Annotated in this window: 18 protein-coding genes and 1 pseudogene; 12 read left to right on the forward strand and 7 right to left on the reverse strand. The window is 39.5% G+C overall.

What is annotated here, in order from left to right; genetic code table 11:
- Positions 1–21: 21 nt before the first annotated feature.
- Positions 22–1,929 (reverse strand): sialate O-acetylesterase, encoded by a 1,908-nt coding sequence (locus tag WC743_RS05675; protein ID WP_373010880.1) that lies wholly within the window; start codon positions 1,927–1,929, stop codon positions 22–24.
- Between the two features lie 468 nt (positions 1,930–2,397).
- On the opposite strand from WC743_RS05675, the gene WC743_RS05680 reads away from it, so the two are divergent.
- On the forward strand, positions 2,398–4,662 hold the full coding sequence (locus WC743_RS05680; RefSeq protein WP_373010881.1) for a NosD domain-containing protein: 2,265 nt from the start codon (positions 2,398–2,400) through the stop codon (positions 4,660–4,662).
- 1 nt (position 4,663) lies between these two features.
- On the opposite strand, the pseudogene WC743_RS05685 reads toward WC743_RS05680, so the two are convergent.
- A pseudogene (locus tag WC743_RS05685) lies at positions 4,664–5,995 on the reverse strand (type IV secretory system conjugative DNA transfer family protein); the annotation flags it as partial.
- An 811-nt stretch (positions 5,996–6,806) separates the two neighbouring features.
- Positions 6,807–7,595, reverse strand: a complete 789-nt coding sequence (locus WC743_RS05690) for an alpha/beta hydrolase (protein ID WP_373010882.1) — start codon at positions 7,593–7,595, stop codon at positions 6,807–6,809.
- A 617-nt stretch (positions 7,596–8,212) separates the two neighbouring features.
- Between WC743_RS05690 and WC743_RS05695 the strand changes: the two genes are divergently transcribed.
- The 6 genes from WC743_RS05695 (at position 8,213) to WC743_RS05720 (ending at position 13,205) form a co-directional block, all read left to right on the forward strand.
- Positions 8,213–9,256, forward strand: coding sequence for an aldo/keto reductase (locus tag WC743_RS05695; RefSeq protein ID WP_373010883.1), 1,044 nt, complete (start codon positions 8,213–8,215; stop codon positions 9,254–9,256).
- Positions 9,257–9,609: 353 nt separating this feature from the next.
- Entirely contained in the window at positions 9,610–10,023 is a 414-nt protein-coding gene (locus WC743_RS05700; RefSeq protein ID WP_373010884.1) for an OsmC family protein, read from the forward strand.
- 20 nt (positions 10,024–10,043) lie between these two features.
- Positions 10,044–11,108, forward strand: a complete 1,065-nt coding sequence (locus WC743_RS05705; RefSeq protein WP_373010885.1) for an alpha/beta hydrolase — start codon at positions 10,044–10,046, stop codon at positions 11,106–11,108.
- 29 nt (positions 11,109–11,137) lie between these two features.
- The gene (locus WC743_RS05710) at positions 11,138–12,049 is read left to right on the forward strand and encodes an alpha/beta fold hydrolase (protein ID WP_373010886.1); all 912 of its coding nucleotides are present in this window, start codon (positions 11,138–11,140) and stop codon (positions 12,047–12,049) included.
- Between the two features lie 4 nt (positions 12,050–12,053).
- Positions 12,054–12,671, forward strand: coding sequence for a cysteine hydrolase family protein (locus WC743_RS05715; protein ID WP_373010887.1), 618 nt, complete (start codon positions 12,054–12,056; stop codon positions 12,669–12,671).
- Between the two features lie 3 nt (positions 12,672–12,674).
- Positions 12,675–13,205 (forward strand): hypothetical protein, encoded by a 531-nt coding sequence (locus WC743_RS05720; protein WP_373010888.1) that lies wholly within the window; start codon positions 12,675–12,677, stop codon positions 13,203–13,205.
- Between the two features lie 39 nt (positions 13,206–13,244).
- Here the strand turns inward: WC743_RS05720 and WC743_RS05725 are convergent, their stop codons facing one another.
- Entirely contained in the window at positions 13,245–16,466 is a 3,222-nt protein-coding gene (locus WC743_RS05725; RefSeq protein WP_373010889.1) for a sigma 54-interacting transcriptional regulator, read from the reverse strand.
- 186 nt (positions 16,467–16,652) lie between these two features.
- On the opposite strand from WC743_RS05725, the gene WC743_RS05730 reads away from it, so the two are divergent.
- Together WC743_RS05730 and WC743_RS05735 are read left to right on the forward strand one after the other, a co-directional pair.
- On the forward strand, positions 16,653–17,468 hold the full coding sequence (locus WC743_RS05730; protein ID WP_373010890.1) for a helix-turn-helix domain-containing protein: 816 nt from the start codon (positions 16,653–16,655) through the stop codon (positions 17,466–17,468).
- A 74-nt stretch (positions 17,469–17,542) separates the two neighbouring features.
- Positions 17,543–18,073 (forward strand): hypothetical protein, encoded by a 531-nt coding sequence (locus tag WC743_RS05735; protein ID WP_373010891.1) that lies wholly within the window; start codon positions 17,543–17,545, stop codon positions 18,071–18,073.
- Between the two features lie 938 nt (positions 18,074–19,011).
- Here the strand turns inward: WC743_RS05735 and WC743_RS05740 are convergent.
- Entirely contained in the window at positions 19,012–19,614 is a 603-nt protein-coding gene (locus tag WC743_RS05740; RefSeq protein WP_373010892.1) for an FMN-dependent NADH-azoreductase, read from the reverse strand.
- 52 nt (positions 19,615–19,666) lie between these two features.
- Between WC743_RS05740 and WC743_RS05745 the strand changes: the two genes are divergently transcribed.
- On the forward strand, positions 19,667–20,101 hold the full coding sequence (locus tag WC743_RS05745) for a winged helix-turn-helix transcriptional regulator (RefSeq protein WP_373010893.1): 435 nt from the start codon (positions 19,667–19,669) through the stop codon (positions 20,099–20,101).
- Positions 20,102–20,743: 642 nt separating this feature from the next.
- Here the strand turns inward: WC743_RS05745 and WC743_RS05750 are convergent.
- A complete protein-coding gene (locus WC743_RS05750) occupies positions 20,744–21,115 on the reverse strand; it encodes a DoxX family protein (RefSeq protein ID WP_373010894.1) in 372 nt (123 codons plus the stop codon).
- 16 nt (positions 21,116–21,131) lie between these two features.
- Complete coding sequence (locus tag WC743_RS05755) at positions 21,132–21,917, reverse strand: SDR family NAD(P)-dependent oxidoreductase (protein ID WP_373010895.1); 786 nt, start codon at positions 21,915–21,917, stop codon at positions 21,132–21,134.
- Between the two features lie 147 nt (positions 21,918–22,064).
- Here WC743_RS05755 and WC743_RS05760 point away from each other — a divergent pair, with 147 nt between their 5' ends.
- On the forward strand, positions 22,065–22,448 hold the full coding sequence (locus WC743_RS05760; RefSeq protein WP_373010896.1) for a winged helix-turn-helix transcriptional regulator: 384 nt from the start codon (positions 22,065–22,067) through the stop codon (positions 22,446–22,448).
- Positions 22,449–22,621: 173 nt separating this feature from the next.
- On the forward strand, positions 22,622–23,539 hold the full coding sequence (locus tag WC743_RS05765; RefSeq protein ID WP_373010897.1) for a GlxA family transcriptional regulator: 918 nt from the start codon (positions 22,622–22,624) through the stop codon (positions 23,537–23,539).
- Positions 23,540–23,556 lie beyond the last annotated feature (17 nt).

Below are 23,556 nucleotides of genomic sequence, written 5' to 3' on the forward strand. Positions count from 1 at the left end.
GTATTTTTAAACAAGTATCCCTTATGGCTTTTTACTTAATTCTTTTACGGGGAAGTTATCGGTTCTAAACGGAACAGCCGGTAGTCCTTCTTTATTGTAGAAATTAATTTCACCAGGATTGTCCTCAAATGCATATCTTACATAAACCGGATCTGGCACCTTATCTGAAAACACCGACACCTTATCACCTGCTATTTTTGCCTTCGCTCTGTAAAACACACTGTCTTTTCCAGCTAAACAAAAAGCATTTAAATTTCCGTTTCCATTTTTACTGATCAAACCGGTACCCATATTTTTAAAGCTTAAGATTATGGTATCCGATTTGCTTTTCATTGATTTATACGTTGGCCCCATTGAGGTTATGTTGCTCTCATTGTAAACCAAATCCCTTGCAACAAGAGCTAATCTTCTGCCTACTTCCTGTTTGTTTGTTGGATGTATATTGACAGCGTCGCCTATGTCATTTATAACTGCAAAGCCGGTATTGGGCATGTTTTGGCCAACTTTTGATTGTGCTTCCTGAACAATACTCCAGGCCCCCGGAGTTGGTTCAGGATATACAGGATGATAATTTGCTAATTGTACAATTAAAAAAGGAAGTTTCGGGGAGTCCCACGATGACCTCCAGGTCTTTATCAAATTAGTGAGCATTTTCTCGTAATCATAACAAACAGAATATCTGCTATTATCCTCGCCCTGATACCAAACAATACCCTTAAAGGAATATTTGAAAAAAGGAGCGATCATAGAATTATAAACAAGGGTAGGGTATTGATGTTCAAAAGATTCGATAGGTGCCAAATTACCCAGCACACCAGGTTTGTCAAACGTTTTGCCTTGTTTAAAAAGCCAGTTCCCATTTATTGAAATTATTTTTTGAGGAAGTGTATTAATGATAAGCCGGGGCGTGTAAATTGGCTGAAATCCGGTATCCCCATTTTCATTATAAGAACACACAAGTATTTCATTTGTGCCCTTTCTTAAAACCCCTTTTGGAATTTTATAATTTGAATTGTACCAAATAGAAGATTGTTTACCAACAAGCTGACCATTAATAAACACTACACAAGAGAGTTTTATTCTGCCTAAATCAATGTTTATATCATCGGTAGGCGTTACATCAAGCTCTACTTCTTTTTTATACCAGCTAACTCCGTTTTTCACTTTAAACCCTTGAGCTTCTATATATCCGGGTACATGAATAGTAAGCCAATCATTACTATCGAAAAAATTGGTGTTTCGGGTTAGTTTTAGATCTTGAGAGATATAATCTGTTATTGCATAAAAGTCTTTTGTCCATTTTTGATTAATCAAATTATAAGTCTTTTTTGAATCAGCTATAAATGTTGGTGTAATGGCTTTTATTTTATCATCATATCCTGAAAAATCCTGTAGCCCGGCCCTGCTCATAAAGGTTTGTATTGGTGAACCGCCCCAGGAAGCATTTATAATACCTATGGGAACCTTGTTTTTTAAATAAAGATTCTTTGCAAAGAAAAAGGCAACGGCAGAGAATTCCTGGATTGAACTGCTGTTGCAAGGCGCCCAATTACCTTTAACAACATCTTGTTGCGGGGTCTCGGCACCTATTCTGAATCCATCAAATTGCCTGATCATGGAATAATCTGCATCTTCCTTTTCTTTAGAAAAATCACGAACAGCATTCATACGAAAATTCATATTGCTCTGACCGCTGCAAAACCATACGTCCCCAAACAAAACATTATTTAGCTGCAGGTTTTTTTTTGCAGATGAAATTAAAATCACATAAGGGCCGCCAGCTTTTGTAGCGGGTAATTTTATACTCCATGTACTGTCTGCCAAAGTGGTAACCGTTTTATAGCGTTTATTATTAAAGGTCAGGTTGATGGTATCTCCAATTTTGGCCCAACCCCATATTTTGATGTTCTGATCTCTTTGAAGGATCATGTTGTTAGAAAAAAATTTAGGTATTCTTAATTGAGCTGATACAGAAAAGGACGTTAATAAGGAAATTAGAAGTAGAAATCGTTTCATATTAGAATGAATGAATTAACTTGAATATTTAATGATCAATAATTTTGAATATTTTCTTTGTAATAATGATTTAATGCGTTGCCTTTTGGTTGCCTATCCATTACAGTTTCATTATATCATTAGATGAATTTTTGATTGGAAAGGGGTGAATGAAAATCACCGAATTTTAAATTAATTCAACAAATAAATCACTAAAAGCAACTAATCATCTTAAACATGACATTAAGATTTTCAAAAGATGTTTGGTAAACGGGACGAATAACTCAAGCAACTAATTCATAAAAAATAGAGTTAACGCGCTGGGTGATTGCACATCAGTTCACCCATATTTTGTTTGAAAAATCTCTCTGTTATTATTAACCAAATTTCAAATCCAAAAGTATGGCAATTATTCAAACCACTATTGCAGGCATAAGAGGTATGTCTGCTCCATTAACCACAGATCAATATTATACAACAGATATTGGGCAGCAGGGATTTTGGTACTTTGACGCTTCCGATACAATCTCAACAGATAATACCGGGACTATTTTAAGAGATACTGCTGGTGATGTTTTTAAAAGAGTAAATGATGGCGTTATCGAATTGAGCTGGTTTGGTGTTGTGGGTGTTGGAAATGAAAGCGCGCTAATTCAAGCTGCTATTAATGCAGCTGAAGGAAAAAACCTATATATTAATAAAGGTGTATTTTATGCAAAAAATTTAATAGGAGTTTCAAATATTATCATATCAGGTGTTGGCACTTTAAAAACCCACTCCAGTGCAGTGATAAACGACACGCTTTTGACATTTACTAATTGTACAAACGTAATAATTGAAGATATTATTTTAGATGGTAACAAAGGTATTGTACCAGGTTCACCAACTGCAGGTGTGGCATTATTAAACTTTTTCACTTCAACTAATTGTAAAGTTTCGGCCACAACGTTACAAAACAATGGTTATTTGGCAATAAATGTTCATAGCTCCCCTGGTATAATTATATCTAATAATTACATCAATAATACAGATTGCGGTGTAATTATATGGACAGATTGCGACTATTCCGTTGTTTCATCAAATGTTGTGGAGAACGGCACCTCTGATGGAATTGTGGTTTGGGGTGCAATAAGCAGTGGAGCGGGTGTTTATTCGAGAAATGTTTCAATTGTTAATAATACGATAAATGCAAAAACCGGGTGGGGAGTATTTCTCAGATATGGCTCTGAATGCTCAATTGTAGGCAACACAATAACAAACATGGGATTTGGTGTTGGTTCCGAACATATTGCCGGGCAACCTACTCCAACAGCTATAAACTCTGTTTTTACAGGAAATACGATATCAAAATGCCACTATGGTGTTTATGGATTTATGCAGAATTGTACAATTGTCTCTAACACACTGATTGAAATAGATATTCCAGCGATTTTTATAATTGGATCAAGAAGCACGCCGTCCGTGCCTGCAAAAAACAATGTAATTTCTGGTAACACCATTTCCAATTCATCATATATAACAGCGCCCGGAAGTAGTGTTACTTCAAATATTCGTTTTGAAAATGTAAAAGACTGTAGTGTAACCGATAATATCATTAACCACGATACAAATTCAGTAGCCGCGGGCATCGTTTTGCTTAACGCCTTGACAACAAGAAACTTTATTTCAAATAACTTTATGAAAGGCGTTCAACCAACGCAAGAAACCATTTTAATTTCAAATAGTTCTACAGGAAATATAATTGATGGCGGAAATGGTACAATTGTAGACGCCGGCACTAATAATATTTATGTTAATAGACTTCCCGTATCAACAGATTCAGTAGTTGTAAGTCCAACTAATGACGCTAAACTACCTTTAAATGGAGATTTTTTTAAAATATCTGGCAGCGCGGTGACTATCAATAGCATAAATACCGTTACAGGTGTTTATTATGGTAGAGTAATTCATTTACTATTTACGATACCAAATTGTATAATAAACAGGCTTGTAGGCAATATTGGCATCATTACACCGACTTATGTAAGCGCAACTAATTCAATCATTTCATTTGTTTGGAACGGAACTATTTGGGCGGAAATGAGTAGAAGCACCTATAATACCGAATATATTAATAATCAAACAGCGATTTTTCAGAGTGCCAACTACAAAGTCCTCTCAGGCACTGCAAATAATTATAATGTTGACAGGCTGGCTGGAGTAGAAGCCGGTGTTTGGTATAAAACAAATAATGTTAACCGATGGCTTGCATCAGTAAATAATTCAGCAGAAACGGGCTCAAATGCAGGGAGCGATTACCAAATTAACAGATATGCAGACAATGGTTCTTTAATTGATCAGCCAATGACTATCAATAGACAGTCGGGGTTTGTTAATATAAAGAATCTTAACATAGATACACCGCCAACAGCAACTGAAAATCTTGGGTTTCTAGTTAGAGATAGTAATGGCGATATTCTATTATTGCCATTCGAGGACTTTGTATCAGTTGATAGCTCAAGTTCGTTTACCATATCAAAATCAAATCTAAATTCTTCCTATCCTACGGCAAGAAGCGGGCGATTAATCAGTTTTCCCTATCTAAGTACGGGTGCTATAGTTGCAATTAAACAAGATGATTCCGTGTCTGGAGATTGGATCACTATGGCAGGAAACCTCGCCGTGTAGTTTCCGCGCCATAATCTTTCTTCAACTGGCTAAAATCCTGAACCGCCAACGTGGTCGCCACCTTATTACTACGTGCCGTCGCGATCAGGCTATCCATGTTATTAAAAAATATGGTTGGAAATTCGTCAAAGATCAGGCTACTTTTTAACTGGCCTTTGCGATTAACCAGCTTGATCATGCGGGATATATATAAAGATAATACCGCGCCGCAAATTTGCAACTTCTGTGGGTTATTGCCTAAACAGATGATTTTCGGCTCTTTCGGATTGTTTACATCTAAGGAAAAATCGTTGCCTGACAGCACATAATATAATTGTGGTGAAGCAAGTCTTGCCAAACCGATTTTAGCACTGGCTACCTGTCCTTCTAATTGGGCTTTAGCATTATTATTATAAGCAGATATAAAGGGGTTAATCAAAGCTGTTATTTCCGGCTGCTTCAATAATACAACAAACAGACGGTCATAATCAGCTTGCATCAGTTCAATAACATGCGGTAAGGTGCAATATTTGCCGCCCTCGTATTTGCGCAAGTACCAAATAATGGCTGTCAAAAAATTAATGGGGCTTTCGACAAAGAAACCACCTTGCTTCTTTATCCATTCGCGATTTAAACCTAACATGATCGTTCTTGATGCCTCGGTTGCATCGGTTATATCGTTCATGCTTTGCGGGTCGAGCGGGTTGCAGCGGTGGGTGTGGTTAAGGTCATCGAAATTTATCACATAAAAAGCTGGTTTGATCTTGTAATTGGCCTTATACTGCAACAGCTTGTTGTAGGCGATTTTCGATAGGTCGTCATATTTAAAGTCGTAAATAAACATCGAAAAGCCTTTTTTGATATGTTGGTCGATGATATGCCTTATAACGAAATAGGATTTACCGGCACCCGGCGTACCGGCTACTAATAATCCACGAAAAGGGTTGATAAAATTTATCCAGCTATTCCTTATATCGGGCGCTGCCGGTTTGACTTCAGGCAATGCAAATAGTTTATCAATCTCTGACCGGGGGATCAAGGTCTTTTTCAACTTGATATTAACCGCCCTGATCTGGCCGGAATTGACCAGGTTATACACCGTTTGCCGGGAGCTATTGAGTAAGATGGCTACATCCCTTACGGTTAAAAACTCCTTTGCTTTGAGCAATTCAATCGGAGCCTGCCTGACAGATTTCACTTGCTTGTTGCTGGCTTCTATCTTTTTATCCTTTAACGCCGTCTTGTAAGCGCGTCTTGCACATTGCACCGAGCAGAATTTGGTGACCGTTGTTTTGGCTTCAAACGCGTTGCCGCAATGCTGGCATATCCGTGTTATTTTTATGTTGGAACTCATTGCCTATTTAGCTCATTTATAATAAATTACACTCACAAAGAGAAATGACAGGTAAAATCACTACTGCTAACGAAAAAAAAATATATTTTTTTTGGATAAAATTTTAAAATCGTCAACTTTCATCATTTCGCCCTAATTTGTATAATTATGTTAAAAAGTGTTTAATTTTGTCCAATAATTTCCCCTCTGTATTTGACACGAGGAACAAAAACTGATTTGAGGAACAATTAGGGAACAAATAGGGAACAAATAGGGAACAAATAGGGAACAAATAGGGAACAAATAGGGAACAAATAGGGAACAAATATCGACAAAAAATGAAGAAAAATCAAAATTCAGACGCAAAGAGTTATCAACATAAATAGTTGATTATAAGTAATTTATGTAGATTTTGTTTGCGTTAAAATTGGGTTATTTTGACTGCCTACTTGCCGATACAGAAAGTACTTATAGTATGATTATCAGATAGTTACAAGTTTTTAGTAACAAATCAGTAGCAAAATTTACGGGGCCTTTTTGCTCCTTTTTTACAGGAATGAATGTGGATAACTCAACGCTAATTAAAGGAAATTTTAACTCAATTCCAAAGTAAAACAAAATACATATGGCTATAGTTAATCTCTGTCTTATCGTCAATTTTCGTAACGTCCACCAATTTGTGATTATGCATAATACATTGAGCCTGTTCTCAAAGGTCCCCTAACTGGGTCTGTTTCGAACCAATTTATTGACCAAATGCGCGTTTTGAGCGAATTAAAGCACTTTAATGAAACGGAGATTGGGTAATAATAACAATTCCCTTCCCTTAGACTTAAAGCATGGATGCCGTTTTTGGAGATTCATACCAATTTAAAATATAATCGGCTACTTTTTCCCAGCCTTGCTCGCCACAAATGAAATGACTTTTGCCTTCAAATATTTTCACATCAATCCGACTATTTGTATCCTTGTATCTTCCGGCGATCGTTTGTGTAAGATTGGGCGGAAAGATATGATCACTACCGCCGCCAACAAATAAAATTGGCGAGTGAGGTTTCTTAAAGTCTATATTTGAAAAGGAATTTAAAACTAACTCACGACTAACCTTATAACTTTCCGGAACCGCGAATTTTTCAAAGGCTTTTTCTTTCTCCGTATCCGGTATGGTATTGAAAAACGCATTATTGTACCACTTACGGCTACCCATAAAATATTTACCGAAAGAAAAAAAACCAAAAGCCGGTAATACGGTCTTAAGCGTTTGGAACGGTGGGAAAACATTTTTCGGCGGTGCCCCGTCAATACTTACCCCGGCGACTGCTTTTCCCATTTCTATCAATTTCAAGACTGCCATTCCTGCCATCGAGTGGCCAATAATTAATGGCTTCTCAGGCAAAGTATCTATTAATTGAGCAATATTGCTTACAATATCTATAAACCCTGTTTTAACAAGGGCAGGATGGACTTGCGCTCTAAGGTCCGCAGGATTTCCTTCGTGTCCAGAATTCGCGGGAGTATAAACTTTATAGCCTTTTTGTTCAAAGTGGTGCTTCCAATCTGCCCAACAGATGTTATTCACAAAATTTCCGTGAATGAGTACGATAGTTTTTGATCTTTCCATGATGTTCTATATTTGAAAATTAATACCCCGGTTTTATCATATCAGTTGTATTCTGTACAGCACGCCATTAGGGGTGTCTGAAGTGGAAAACCTCGTGTACTTACTTCATCATCGTGAGGTATAGTAACCAATGTGATGCAATCTTAAGAATTTCTGGCATTAATAGGTGCAGCCATAAGTGCATTGGGATAAAACGTACAAGGATTGGCGTTGTTTGTCAATTGTTGACCGCTTCGCCATTGGATAATTTTGAATTGAAAATCACGAGTGGAAGTATTTAGATGATTTCCTCGCTTAAGGAAGTCTAATGAAAAATGTCGCAATAATCCTTAAAATTTAAAAAAAAATGAAAAACTATTTGAAAAAACGCTGGCCGGTCGTGATTCAAAGCTTTTCATTGATCTGAGTAAGAAGTTCACCCTGAGCATTGATCCAATAGGAACCTAAAGGAAATTCTTTTTTGAACTAGCTGATGCGGGAGCTGAGGAAAACTGCAAAGTTGTTTGATCGCTAACACCCTTGCAGAAATGCCAGGCAGAGACAAAGTTTGAAAGACATTAGGATTAAGCTTCTTTATGAACTCGAGGCGTGCTTTAACATATTTAATTAAAAACGTTATGAACTACAAAATTTTTGGGGAAAAAACAGGGTTAAGGGTTTCTGAAATAGCACTTGGCACAGGAAATTTCGGCACACAATGGGGTCACGGTGCTGATGAAGCAACCTCAGAAAAAATATTCAACAGATATATAGACGCTGGCGGGAACTTCATAGATACTGCTGACGGATATCAGGGCGGCGAGTCTGAAAAAATATTGTCCGGCTTAATCAAGGGGAAAAGACAGGATCTGGTATTATCCTCTAAATTTTCGACGGGTGGAAATACCCTTTTGACAACAGGAAATAGCAGAAAAAACATCAGAACCTCGATTGAAGCGAGTCTGAAGCGACTTAAAACCGATTATTTAGATATTTACTGGGCACATATTTCAGATGGTCAAACCCCGATCATAGAAGTAATGAAGACCCTGGAAGACCTGACACGTGAGGGAAAAATTCTTTATGCGGGTTTCTCGAATTTCCCAGCATGGCAAATTGCCAGCGCCGCAACACTAGCTGATCTGAACAATTGGGCTCCGTTAACCGGCATTCAGATCGAATATAACCTGATTGAGCGATCCGCCGACAGAGAGTTGCTGCCTATGGCTGAAGCATTGGGACTTGGCGTCGCATTTTGGTCGCCCCTGGCTGGTGGTACGCTCACCGGAAAATACCGCGCTTCGGTGCAGGACAGTGTTTCAAGACAAAAAGCTTGGGGAGGAACACTAATGAAGGCAGAGAGTAGTGCCAGAGAAACTGCAATTATAGATACATTAGAAGCAATTGCACAAGAAAACGGGGTAAAAACCCTCGATGTGGCATTGGCCTGGTTACGTCAAAAACACGCTCAAACGTCTTTGTCTCCCATTATAATTGTAGGCCCGAGAACTGAACAACAGTTGACCGATAACCTCAGTTCACTTGAGGCGAGCCTGACACCAGAACAGATGGATCGCCTGAATGAAATGAGTTCAATTGCACTGGGCTTTCCCCATGAAATCATAGCTGCAACAAAGGAGAGCATTTTTGGGGCGGGTTCTTCTCTAATGCAGGTGAAATAAACTGGCGAATTAACATCTAGACCGGCAATTAAAAGGGCTTCATCATGACATCAATTCCATTACATTTTTCAACCATTGGATAATTTTGATTGCAAATCAGGAGTGGAAGTATTTAGATGAATTCTTCGCTTAAGGAAGTCTGACAAAAAAATCACAATAATTTTAAAAATTTTAAAAAAACAAAAATGGAAAGGAAAAACGTCGTCAGGGAAAACAAATTGCTTGCCCATGTTTCTTGCCATGGTATTTGCAGGTTTGTTTATCCCCCTGGGCTATTGAAAATGCCGCAAAAGGAAGCAAGAAATAACCTCAGGGTATCCTGGGATTTTTAGTTCAAACATAATACTTAAAAGATGAAACGTACAGCAACAGCAGTCTGGCATGGTTCTGGAAAAGATGGCAACGGCCATTTGACTACTGAGAGCATTATATTGGACAAATCACAATACTCATTCAATAGTCGGTTTGCAGAAGGAAAGGGAACTAATCCCGAAGAGTTGCTTGCAGCAGCACATGCCGGTTGTTTTACCATGAAACTGAGTTTTGTACTGGTTGACGCCGGCTTTGTGCCAGACAGCCTGGAAACTACCGCTTATATAAATTTTGAAAATGGTTCTATAACGGCCTCACATCTTAAAGTAAAAGCAAAGATAAGGGGAATTGACCAGGCCCTTTTTGATAGAAGTGTCAGGGATGCGGAGCTTAATTGTCCTGTCAACAGAGTACTAAACGCACAGATTACAGTTGAAAGTTCCCTTGAAAGTTAAAGAAACGCGCAAGTTATCTGATGCTTGTAATATTATTCGCTACAAGCTGTAAACATGTAAACAATGAAAATTCAAATTCTAAACAGCAAAATGGAATAAGTATGAAAACGGAAATAACAGTAGCAGATTATGCTACGGATCCTGCTATTGAGGTCCAGACCAAAAGCTTTTTAAAAGCACTGAACATTAGCGGAGGCAAACCTATGGAAACACTGCAAGCAGTTGAGGCTCGAAAAGTACTTGAAGGTGCGCAATCTTCCGTTAAGGTTGATGTATCAGGAATTGATGTATCCGAAAAAACGATCACACAAGATGGAATAACGGTGAAACTATTCATCGTACGTCCTTCCGGGGTAGAAGGCAATCTCCCTGCGTTTATGTTCTTTCATGGTGGTGGCTGGGTAATCGGAGATTTCTTTACCCACAAACGGTTTATCAGAGACCTGGTTGTCAATTCTGGAAGCGTGGCCATACATGTAGAATATAGCCGCTCTCCAGAAGTCAAATACCCTATGGCCTTAAACGAGTGTTATGCTGCTACCAAATGGGTATCTGCTTATGGCTCGGACATTAATGTAGACGGCAAGCGCCTGGCTGTTGCCGGGAACAGTGCAGGTGGCAACTTGGCTGCTGCAGTTGCACTGATGTCCAACAAAAAAAAAGGCCCTGAACTGAAACTTCAGGTACTTTTCTGGCCAGTTATCGATGCGTCCTTTGAAACGGTTTCTTACAATCAATTTGCCAGAGATCGTTTTCTTACAAAGAACATGATGAAATGGTTCTGGAACAATTACCTACCCGATTTGGGTCAACGGAAGGATATCTATGCGTCCCCAATACACGCCTCAGTTGAACAATTAAAAGGATTAGCTCCCGCACTGGTCCAAACTGCCGAGAATGACGTATTGAGGGATGAAGGCGAAGCCTATGCTAAAAAGATGAATGAGGCCGGCGTAGCCGTATCCTCTGTAAGATATCAGGGTATGATACATGATTATGGACTATTGAACCCACTGGCCCATATACCTGAGGTACAATCGGCACTGTTGTATGCCGGGGCAGAACTTAAACGCGCATTGAAATAAATACTTACGGAAAAGTTTAAATGTAGAAAATGAAAAATTTATTTATCAGACAGTCATCACTTTTAGCAATACTCCTACTTGCAAACCTGGGAAGTTACGGACAGAAAGCAATAGAATCCGAAACCAGGTTTGCAGAAGTTGAAGGCAGAAAACTAGCTTACCGATCTATAGGAAAAGGTACTCCCATTATTTTTGTCAACCGGTTTAGAGGAACGCTGGATACCTGGGATCCTCTATTTCTGGATAAAATGGCAGAAAATTTCAATGTGATCACTTTTGAATATACAGGGATTGGTTCCTCTACAGGTACCTTACCAACAGATATCGCAATTGTAGCCAAAGATATCAAAGATCTGTCCCAGGCATTAAAACTTAAAAAATTCATTGTTTTGGGATGGTCATACGGGGGATTGGTGGCACAGGCTGCCACCCTGATGTATCCGGATTTGATTACCCATTCTATTTTTATTGGGACCGGGCCTCCAGGAAAAAATGAAGTCCCGGTAGAGAAAGCTTTTCTTGATGCCGCTTTAAAACCAATTAACAATTTTGACGATGAGGTTGTACTCTTTTTTGAACCAAAATCCGAGGCTAGCGTTGCAGCAGCGAAGGCCTCACATGACCGCATCGCAAAAAGGATTGACGTCTCAAAAATACCTTCGACAATGGAAGTTTTTAATCTTTATTTTAAAGGCGGCGCCGGGTTTCGTGAAGACAAATCAAATTTCAGGGAGCAACTGAAAACCACCAAAACTCCCATTTTAATAATATGTGGGGATCATGATATAAGCTTTGCTGTTGAAAATTGGTATCCGTTTACAAGACAGCTTACAAACGCGCAGATGATTACTTTCATGCAGTCAGGACATGGGCCTCAGCATCAATATCCGGAACTCTCTGCAAAATACATTACTGATTTTATTAATCTAACTAAAAAATAAACTGATGGAAGCATATCCACCACAGAAAACGGCATTGATACTGGTTGATCCGTTTAATGATTTCCTATCAGAAGGAGGAAAATTATGGGCATATACCCGGGAAACCGTAGAAGGTATTGCATTGGTAAAAAACATGAAGGCACTGATTGGCAGCGCCAGAGAAAACAAGGTACAGATCATTTATGCACCGCATCACCATACAACAAAAGGAGATTATATGAACTGGAAGTTCTTGTCGCCATCACATGCAGGAAGTAAGAATACCACATTGTTTGAAAAAGGCAGCTGGGGCGCGCAGTTTCATCCCGAACTTGTGGCTCAGGAAGGTGATCTGATTGCTCAGAACCACTGGACAGGCAGTGGGTTCGCCAATACAGATCTTGACTTTTTATTACGGATGCATGGCATTGAATATGTAATCCTCGCTGGGATGAGGGCAAATACCTGTATTGATTCGACCGCAAGGTATGCTGTGGAACTGGGTTATCATGTGACCCTTATCAAAGATGGGATAGCAGCCTTTACATGGGAGGAGATCCGTGCAACAACGGAAACCAATTTCCCAAATTACGGTCATGCGATTTTATCAACAGAGGAATTTACCAGAATAATAAAAACCTAGATCATGGATATACTTGCAGACAGCACTTCGACCGCAATTATTGCTGCCCCAATTGAAAAAATTAATCTCTCACAATGGTTGTTTACATTAAAAGATATTGAGTACCAGGCGTGTTCACCAGCACATATTGCTGCCGGGAGCACAGTTTCAAACGAGGGGAAACGCATGTCGATAAATGTGGAACAAATAGCTGATAATTTGCTCATACAACATTACATCGAAGACATAAGCGAGAAAGAACACTGCAGGGTTAATTCTATTTCAGACTCTTTTTCGCCTTTAGGCCAAACAAAGCTAGGTATCACCTGGGAGTTAAAAATCAAAAAACTAACAGGTAACAGTACAGAACTCGCCAACCGGGTCATAGTATCGTCGACAGAGGACTTTATTTCGCTATTGAAAAAAGTAAACATAACTGATTTGGAGCCAGTTAAAGATAACATGGCACAAAATGCCGGAGCGCATAATAAAGAGGAAACTCCGCTCTTTGCCAAAGATATCGAGACTAAGGCTCTTTCTGGAATCTGGCTATGAATCAATCACATTGTGCACTTACTATAAGAACAGTCCTGTTTATTGAAAGGACTGTTCTTTTTTAATCCCAAATTTTTTAATCTTAGAATTCAAAGTTGACACCGGAACGCCTAATATTTCAGCAGCCCCGCCCTTGCCATATACTTTTCCTTTACATTTTTTCAAGACCGACAATATATGGTCACGCTCATTTTCATCAATAGTTTTAATATAAAGTTCAGCAAGTGAAGATCCTGTTTCCGGGCGTTTCAGTACCGGTAAATGAATGTTTTTTATCGTGTCACCATTGCTAAGCAAGATACTCCTTTCTATGAGATGTTCCATTTCCCTTACGTTTCCCGGCCAGTCATAAGCCATCAGATCCTGCAAAACCTTACTGGAAATATTCTTTATCCCTTTGCCGGCATTTCTCGAATATTTGGATATAAAATGTGCGGCCAGTACGGGGATGTCTTCTTTGCGGTCCCTCAAAGGAGGCAGGTTTATTGGAAAAACATTGAGCCGATAAAAAAGGTCCTGGCGAAAGCGTCCTTCATTAACCTCTTTTTCGATATCTCTGTTTGTGGCAACAATTATCCTTACATCGATTTTAATGGCATTCCTGCCACCAATCCTTTCGATTTCCCTTTCCTGTAAGGCTCTCAGGAGTTTTGACTGAAGTTCAAAGGGAATTTCGCCAATTTCATCCAGAAACAGTGTTCCATGATTGGCCAATTCAAACTTACCAATCCTTCTGTCTGTTGCACCGGTAAAACTACCCCGTTCATGACCAAAAAGCTCACTTTCTATTAAATTGGCAGGTATAGAAGCACAATTGACCTTCACCATCAGTTTATCCTTACGTGGCGAAATGTTATGAAGCGCCCTTGCAATTAGTTCTTTTCCGGTACCGGTTTCACCTAAAATCAATACCGTACTATTGGCAAAAGAGACTTGTGACAACAAATGAAACACTTTTTGCATTTCAGTACCTGTACCAATAATTTCACTATAGTTGTCATCGGCCGATATTTCTTTCTGAAGGTATAGGTTTTCGACTTCAAGCTGTTGTTTGTAAGTATTGATCTCATCAAGCTGTTTTGTTATTTTCTCGTTTGCCAAAACATTTGCTAAAGCTACAGACAATTGATAAGCAATTCCCTGGATGAGATTGAACTGATGTTTATTGAAATAATCTTTCTCTTCAGAATGAAGAAAAAAGGCGCCAATATTTTCTTTGCCTTCGCGCAAAGCAACAGACACCATTTCATTTATACCATTTTCATGCAAAAAAACTGCCCAGCTAGGGGCTGTTTTTATTTCTAAAATGCTCTGGTAACTCAAAATAACCGGGCCGTCAGCGTCTAAAATAACATCGCAGATCCCATCGGCAATTGGATAAATTCCAATTGAATTGGGAAGGCAATCAATATGATTGGCCCGCTTCTCTTCCATGTCCAACACAAAGGCACTGTAAGTGTTGTCCTCTTTGTTCAAAATAATAATTGAGGCATCATTATAACGAAAGAGTTTTTTAAACTGATGAGTTATAATACCTAGTAAATCAGTTCTGTTCCTGATAGAGGCAATGTCATTGCCCAAAGAAAGCATAATCTCTTTTTCCTGCTGTCTTTTAAGGATGTCCTCGTTAGCAATGATATTAGCCAGGGCAATTGATATCTGGGAACACACTCCTTTAAAAACATTGGTCATGATAATTTCGGAGCAGTTTACCTGCGCTGGTTGAATCCATAATATTCCCATATCCTGTTCTCCTATACGTAAAGCAGCACCAACAATAACTTTAATTCCAAGGGAGTGAAAAAAACTGATATGGCCTGGGACCTCACCTGCATACATCATCGCATCAATATCGAAGATCACTGGTTCATCAGTCTCTAGCACCACATTGTAAAATCCCTCTTCAAACTTATAATTGTTAAACAATGTATCGATAAGTTCAGTCTTTTTGTCGAAAGGAGTATCCTCAGGGTCGAACAGGTATGGGCCATAAGTCATCTCAGCGCCCTGAAGAACCACGATCGTATAATCAAGAATAGAGAATAATTTTTTTAGTTTCTGGTTGATGATCCTTGCCAGGCCTTCCTTGCTTCTTACGAGTGACATCTCATTACTTAAAGAAAGTAATAAGGTTTTTTCAGCCTCCCTTCGCTCAATTTCTTCGTTGGCGAGTAGTTTGGCAACGGCTATGGATATCTGATAGGAGATCCTCTGCATAATATACAACGAGCTTTGGGAAAAAGAAAGGCGTTGTTCTGATAAAAGAACAAAAAGTCCGATCAGCCTGTCTCCATCAACCAATTTAATGGCCGAAATTTCCTTGATTCCTGCCTTATAGATAAACGTTGCAGGACTATTTGTATACTTTACCAGGAATTCAACATCAATGATTGTTGGCGTATGGGCATTGGAGAGATTGCTATCCTGAAGCGGATACTCCGCAGACATTGCCGACTGAAAATCAGGATTTTTCATTCTTCGTTCTTCCACCTCACAAATATATACCTGGTAAACATTTCGGTCTTTGTTATAGATCATAACAACCACATCGTTAAAATTGATATATTTTTTCAAGGTAGTACTGAAAATTTTTGCGAGATCCCCCTTGTTCCTTATCGAAGCAATTTCATTACTGATTAGAAGAAGCGCTTCATTTTCGTGCTCTCTTTGTCGGGCAGCCTCTTCTGCCAAAATATTGGTAATGACAAAAGAAATCTGGGGCGCAATTTTTCCTATTAGCTGAAGATGATGGGGTGTAAAAGAATATTTTTTTTCTGACCAAAGTGTCAAAATCCCAATAGGATCACCTCCATGGCATAAAGCTATTGATAAACTTTCTACCAGTCCTGCCGCTCTTATAACTGGCATATATGAAGGTGGGGAAAGCCACTTATTTACCTCCTCAATATCAAAGATCAGTGGTACTTTTGCATTCAGAATTGTATCAATAAAGCCATCATGGATGGGAAGGTCGGTGTTGACTATATTTCGATAAGCAATATGTTTATTACGCCTTTGGTCACTAACCCTAAGGATGGGGTTTAAGGTTTTATTTGCTTTATCCAGTTTGCAGATAAATATATCATCTGTTGCAAAAAGTTGTTTCAGTTTTGGGTATATAATTTGAAAAAGATCCTCTTTACTTCGAACCGAAGCAATATCCTTACTTAAAGAAAGTAAAATATCCATTTCCATAGCTTCAATATTGTAGCCGCTTTGTTCAGTCTCGTTTATGTCGGATGGGACTGTAGGTTTTTTCATTTTCTTTAATTTGGATGTCCTTCAAGATAGTAATTATATGTCTAAATACCGCCAATCCATTAAATAATTAGCGATATATAGACACCTTCCCGAGTGTATTTTTACTATAATTATAAGGTTTACAGACAATTACGCAATGGACCGGTTGTTGTCATATAATAAACCTTAAAACTTAAAGACGATAATATGCAATTTGAAATTCGAACTTTGGACCAGTGTACCTGTAATGAGCTCTCGGCCCGACAGGCTGACCAGAATAATGGCTATAGGATAATATGGGTGCAGAAGGGAGATGGCATATTTAAGATAGATCTGCACAGTCTAATTATTAAAGAAAATGTGGTCTACTTCCTTTACCCTGGTCAAATATGCATGTTTGACGCCGAAGGGAAACTTGACGGATACTATATTTATCTTTCACCGGAAGTTATCCATCTTTCAGACAAGTGGTCGATACCCTCATTTTTCGCACCGAAATATAATTTACTTACGGTAAGGTCTATACAACCAGATTTAGACCTACAAAAAGACCTTGAAGATATAATGGTAAAAATGTTGAAGGAATTTAGCTTTTATACTCCCTCTAAATTAGAGATTTTAAAGGGACTTTTTCATATTTTCATCATTTATCTTTCCAATGGGTCTGAACTGATACAGGTGAAAGAAAGGTCTGATAGAGGGAGCGAATTAGCCGGAGAGTTCTTTGATTTGCTTAACAACCACTACAGGACGAAGAAGATGGTATCCGAATATGCCAACATTTTATATGTGTCTCCAAATTATCTCAACCGTTCAGTAAAGAAGACTTCCGGTTTTGCAGCAAGATACCATATCCATCAAGCAATTGTTGTCGAGGCAAAACGGCAAGCAATTTATACCAGTTCAACCATGAAAGAGATTGCCTATTTCTTAGGTTTTAAGGACTATGCACATTTTAGTAAGTTTTTCAAGAATAATTCCGGGATGAATTTCACCAGCTTCAAAAAAGAAAGGCCATCATAGAATATAAAAGAGTTTTACCTTTTATTGCTGTTTGCCGATTGTCTCATTAATTCAAAAATAACAAACTATCGCTTATGGGGTTTCCACTCAAAATTATTGATGATTTAATGTCCCGATTTAAATCTGTCATTGGTATCGATTATGAGAAATATCGGAACCACGTTTATCGTGTCTTCCTATATTGCATTTTACTTGACAAAAATAAAAGTAATGAAAAAAAATATGCCATCGCGGCTGCATACCATGACATTGGAATTTGGACGGATCGGACCATCGATTATTTAAACCCATCTATTGTACAGGCAAATAACTATCTCGTAGAAATTGGGAAAGCAGAATGGATAGAGGAAATTGAGTTAATGATATATTGGCACCATAAAATAACGGCATATAAGGGAGCGTACAAGGAAACTGTGGTGATTTTTTGCAAAGCAGACTGGATGGATGTGTCATTGGGAGTATTAACTTTTGAAGCTGATAAAAAAACGATCGCAGAAATTAGACATGAGTTTCCGAATCTGGCTTTCCATTCGTTTCTGATAAAGCAGCTCTTGAAAAATTTTATTAATCATCCGCTGACTCCCTTCCCTATGTTCAAGAAGTAATTGAAGTGATAAAACGAAGATGTCATCATTGTTTTAAACAAAAATAAAACTATTAAAACTTACCACGAATTAAGTTACGCAAGTAACAATTTTGTTTTAGCTGGCAAACGACTATCTTCTGTATTTTAACAACTGAATGAGATTTTACAGCATTGATATTTGCTTTGATGATAATTCAAAGTCATTTTTTCTGACTTCTGTAATGTCCCACGACTATTACAATTGTCTAAATACAAATGGACATTAGTATATTTGTATACGAGATAAACGAACGTTCTTAAAGCGTATTAAATCATGTCAAATAACTGGTGCCTCAAATGGTACCCTGTTTTGATTTCAAATGAAAAAAAGTGCTTTTAAAGCGCCTAATAACATATAATTGACTCGCAAAAGGATCAAAAATCATCCCAGCGGGATCGCCTCTCTTTTCAAATAGTTAACTGCTTCTCTCCTACCGTTGTTGGAATATGTTCTATTTCGAAGCAAAATTAAGGTTTGTAAAGCCATAGCACTATCCATAGAGTTTTAATTAATCTTTCAATAATATACTGACGATTAAAGGTATAGCTAAGAAGTTCTGAACTCTCCTTTCCTCCTGAACATTAATTATATAAAGCACTTGAATTAACTAAAAAAATTAAACTTCGGCAAACCATGAGGTAGTGTCGTAGTGCAAAATAGCGCTGTTGGTCAGTCATTAGGGAAAGCCAGTTGCCAACGCAGTTCATAACCTTTTATTATTCATATGCTTCTTCGTTTGCGCATTCAGAAGGTTTTAGCTTCAGCGTTTCACAAATGATCTTTGAATCCAAGGAAAGGTGGAAAGGGATAAACGAAATGCTCAAATTTAGATTAGTGTATGTTTGCCTGGCTGTTTCCTCTCAGTTTTTTATATCTTATACTGAATATGATAAAACTCAATCGGTTAATGTTCCCAATCAATCTACTGTGATGCTGTCAATAGCTTTCTGTAAAGCGTGTTCTTTTACTCCAGGCACTTTCAATCCCTCTGCCCGAAATACGGTCATATCTGTCATGCCCAAAAGCCCAAGGAACGCCTTTAAATAAGGTGCAACAAAGTCGTTCGTCTTACCCGGGCCTTCAGAATAAATACCCCCTGAAGACATAGCTACATAAACCCTTTTTCCGGACACCTTTCCAACCGGCCCGGTTTCACTGTAGCCAAAAGTTATCCCTGCCCTGGTAATATGGTCTATCCAGGCTTTAAGCGTTGAATGGATAGTGAAGTTAATGAGGGGGGCGCCAATAACGATGATGTCGGCTGCGAATAATTGTTTAACCAGTTCGTCAGAAAGGCGAATTGTTTGTTTATCTGCTTCGGTAAGCTGCCCTGTTGGGACAAAGAAGGTACGCAGCACAACTGGGTTAAGATGTGGTATTTCATGATCTACCAGGTTTAGCTCTTCCAGAGTGCTGCCCGGATACTTGTCCTGGATTTTTTCGACTATCGCATCTCCAAGCTTAATGCTGTATGACGCTGCGCCTTGCAGGCTTGATTTTAAATGAAGTATGTGTTTCATGATTTTTTAATAAATTATTACCGGCAAAACTATGGTTACCGACTGGTAAAAAGTGAGTAGTTACCCGAAGGTAAGCGCTTACCTCCGGGTAAGTTATTACCTTTGCGCTATGAAAGTGGTTATTGATGAACCTATTCCGGATAAGAAGCAATGTGTAGACTCGCTTAGGAACGTGCTTGATGCACTGTATGTATTGAATGGAAAATGGCGGCTGGCTTTGATCCTTTCGCTGGTACAGTCTTCCAAACGGTTCAATGAGATCCAGCAGGAACTAACAGGCATATCCTCTAAAGTATTAGCCAAAGAACTGAAAGATCTGGAACTGAATGATTTTGTCGTACGTCAAGTGTATTCGACAATTCCGGTCAGCATAATCTATGAAGCAACGGCATATAGCCGAACTTTAAAAAACGTGTTGGGCGAACTCAGTGCCTGGGGCGGACAGCATAGGGAGAGGATCAAACAAAGCATGCGTAAACAGTCATAAGTTAGGCTTGGTGTTTTTTTGAGTTCAGCTTTGTTATACGGGCGTGATTTATTAATTACTCTATGTGCATAACAATTGCCGTTATTGCTGATACGATGGTGGACGGGTTTCCAATCGCTATGCTTCTTAAAAACTTGGATGAACATACTTAGTGATCTTTTCGAGTTGGCGAAGATTTGACACGGTAAAATACTGTAAACACGATGACCGTCAATTGGGTGCTTGTAAAAAGCCAGAATAGCCAAGTGCAGGCCGGAATGTACTGAATTTATTCCGTCTATAGCTAAATTACAATAGATTCTTTTCCCGCGCATTGCTGCTTTGGCAGAAACAGCCTGGACCAAAGATATTCATAAAGAATTGCAGACTTTTCATACCAAAATAATTTCTCATTCCCGACTATATCGCAAAGCAGGGGTTTACTACTATGACCGGCTGGAAGCAAGCCTGACTCCTGAACCTCTCGCGCCCCTTCAAATTGGTCCGCAAATTAGATCAGACAAATAGCTCCGTACTTCCGGTATTGCAAAGGTTGGACGGTTATGCCGTCCAACCTTTGCAATATATTAACCGTTAGTTGATTCCGAACCTGCTGTCTCATATCTGCCTAGTGATCCGGCAAATGGGAGTAACAGTGAGACCTTAGCCCCGCACCGTTAATTGTCGCCATAAGAATGGGTAACGGATCAAAGCAGCGACCCAGATCAACGCCTCAATGGCGGATGGAAATACAATACTTTGTCCATGTTGCAAATGGGTGGCAATAGCGCCGCCTATGTAGGATGACAATAGCAGTAAGCCAAGTACGCCTGTTCTCGGAAAAATGAAAAGAATGACTGAGGTTAGCTCTATCATACCGAGTGTGCGGTAAACAACAGGTGTTATACCAAATGATCGGGTCATCTCTAAAGCGTGGGCACTTCCGATTATCTTGTCGATCGCCGAAGCTGTAAGCAAGAGCAGCACGATTCCGCTAACTGTCCACCCAATAATATTTCTAAATTTATTGTTCATTGTTATAATGTTTTATTTAAACAGATTTGGTATGACCGCCATCTACTCGCAACAATGCACCAGTTACATAATCGGCCATCGGGCTGGTTAAGTAGGCAACGGCGGCGGCAACTTCCTCGGGTCTTCCGAACCTGCTGACGTCATTCTGCACAAATTGCTCAACCGCATTGCATTCAATATCGGCCCATTCTTCACCCCAGCCATATTGCGCGGCCATGCCCAGCAGCATTTGGCGTGTGTTCTCGACCAGCATAGGTCCCGGTGCAACAGTATTTGAAGTGATGTTCGTACCTTTCAGTTCCCGGGCCAGCGATACAGTCAGGTTATGACGAGCGGCAGTAGCCGCCAAATAATCAGGCTGCAGGGCAAACGGCTCAATACCGCCCGAAGATCCGATCTGGATCATTCTGCCCCAGCCAAGAGTCTTCATGGCAGGCAATAAACGGTGAATCATTCGTACATAAGTCAGCACATTTACGTTATAACTGTCTTGCCAATCGTCCACACTCACTTGCAGCCAGGGCTTTGGTTGGTACGCGCCGGCATTATTGACCAGTATCGCTACCGGACCGCCTGCTAAAGCAGCATCAGCTACGTTGTCCGCACCTTTATCCGTTGACAGATCCCCCAAAGCATAAATGGCCTTTCCGCCGGAATCGACAATACTTTTAACGACTGCTGCCGCACCTTCTTGGTTACGGCCATGAACGATCACTTCGGCGCCTTCGGCAGCCAGTAAACAGGCGATGGCCTCCCCTAAACCTGCGCTGGAACCTGTAACCAGCGCTCTCTTTCCTTTCAATTGTAAATCCATAAATTCTTTTCTTACTTTTGTGTATTAACTTACTTTTGGTAAGTCAAAACTACAATACGAATTGTTGCCAAACAAGAAGGCACTTGAAAGTCAGACACTTACCAACAAGTAACTGTTATTGAAAATGAGGTAGATATGAAAAAAGAAATTTCCAGAAAATGTGAGAATGATCGCGACGATTGTCCGGTAAAAGACGTTTTGAACCGCATAGGTGATAAATGGTCAATGCTGACAGTTATCATGTTGTCAGACCATGGGACGTTACGGTTTAACGAATTGCATCAGCTGATTGACGGCATTTCCCAGAAAATGCTTACCGTGACCTTAAAGATGCTGGAGTCCGACGGATTATTAACGCGCAAAATGTATCCACAGATCCCGCCTAAAGTGGAGTATGCGTTAACGCCGTTGGGAGAAAGCCTGGTAACGCCACTAATGCACTTATATGACTGGGCTAACATGCACATGCCAGAGATCAAAGCCTCCAGGGCACATTATGAAAATGCTTTCGCAGGATAGCGGAGATCATATTGCTCTCCTTGCTCTCCCGGCAAACCCCGTTTAGGGTACAACGCAAAAAAAACGGCCTCTAAACATTGTTTGGAAACCGTTACTTTAAAACATAATTATCATAAACTCTCGTATAGTTGATAAGCTACATTAGTTTCCTTCCTATCTGTTAACTTTGAAAAATGAGCTCCAATCGTGTTATATTTTTCATATTTGATAGCGTTCACCTGCTGGATCTGGCTGGTGCTGTAACCGTCTTTTATGAGTCCGGGTGCTGCGGAAAGAATTACGATATACGTTATGTTTCGCCATATCACAATCCGGCAACCTCATCTGGTCTTGGATTTTCAAATGTTGAACCACTCAGTTCGATAACAGTTAATAGGGATGACATTGTTATTGTAGCCGGGATGGAAATTAAAAAATGGAACAGGGCAGATGATCACCTTTGGATGCCCTGGCTACAGGCTGCTGCCGCAACCGGCGCTACCATATCTTCAATTTGTACAGCAGCTTTTGCGCTTGCTGCGGCCGGACTCTTAAACGGGCACAATTGCACAACGCATTGGGCATGGACCACAGCTTTACAACAAGAATACCCGCTGCTTAAAGTAATAGAGAATAAACTATTTGTGCAAAGCGGCCGGATCTTTACCAGTGCGGGAATTGCTACAGGTATTGACCTTGCGCTCTACCTTGTTGAAGAGCAGCACGGGGCGGCTTTTACGTGCATTGTAGCAAAAGACATGGTTGTTTACATGCGCAGAGACGGAGCAGAAGCACAAAACAGCATTTATTTACAAAGCAGGCAGCATATTAACCATTATATACATCAGGTACAAGATTATATCACCAGGCATTTGCACTATAAAATAACAATAGAAGAATTGGCCGAATTGGTCTTTATCAGTCCGCGCAATCTTACACGTTTATTCAAATCTGCCACAGGCATCACTATCGGACAATATATTCAGTCGTTAAGACAGGAAAAGGCAAAGCATCTGCTTAAAACCAAACACAAGGTAGCCTGGGTAGCGAAAGAATGTGGTTTTAGCAGTCCTGCTCAGCTGAGGAAGTTAGTTAAAGGATCACAGAATTAACATATTGTCATTGTTAA

Source organism: Mucilaginibacter sp. (genome assembly GCF_041660805.1).
In the GTDB taxonomy this organism is placed as follows: Bacteria; Bacteroidota; Bacteroidia; order Sphingobacteriales; family Sphingobacteriaceae; genus Mucilaginibacter.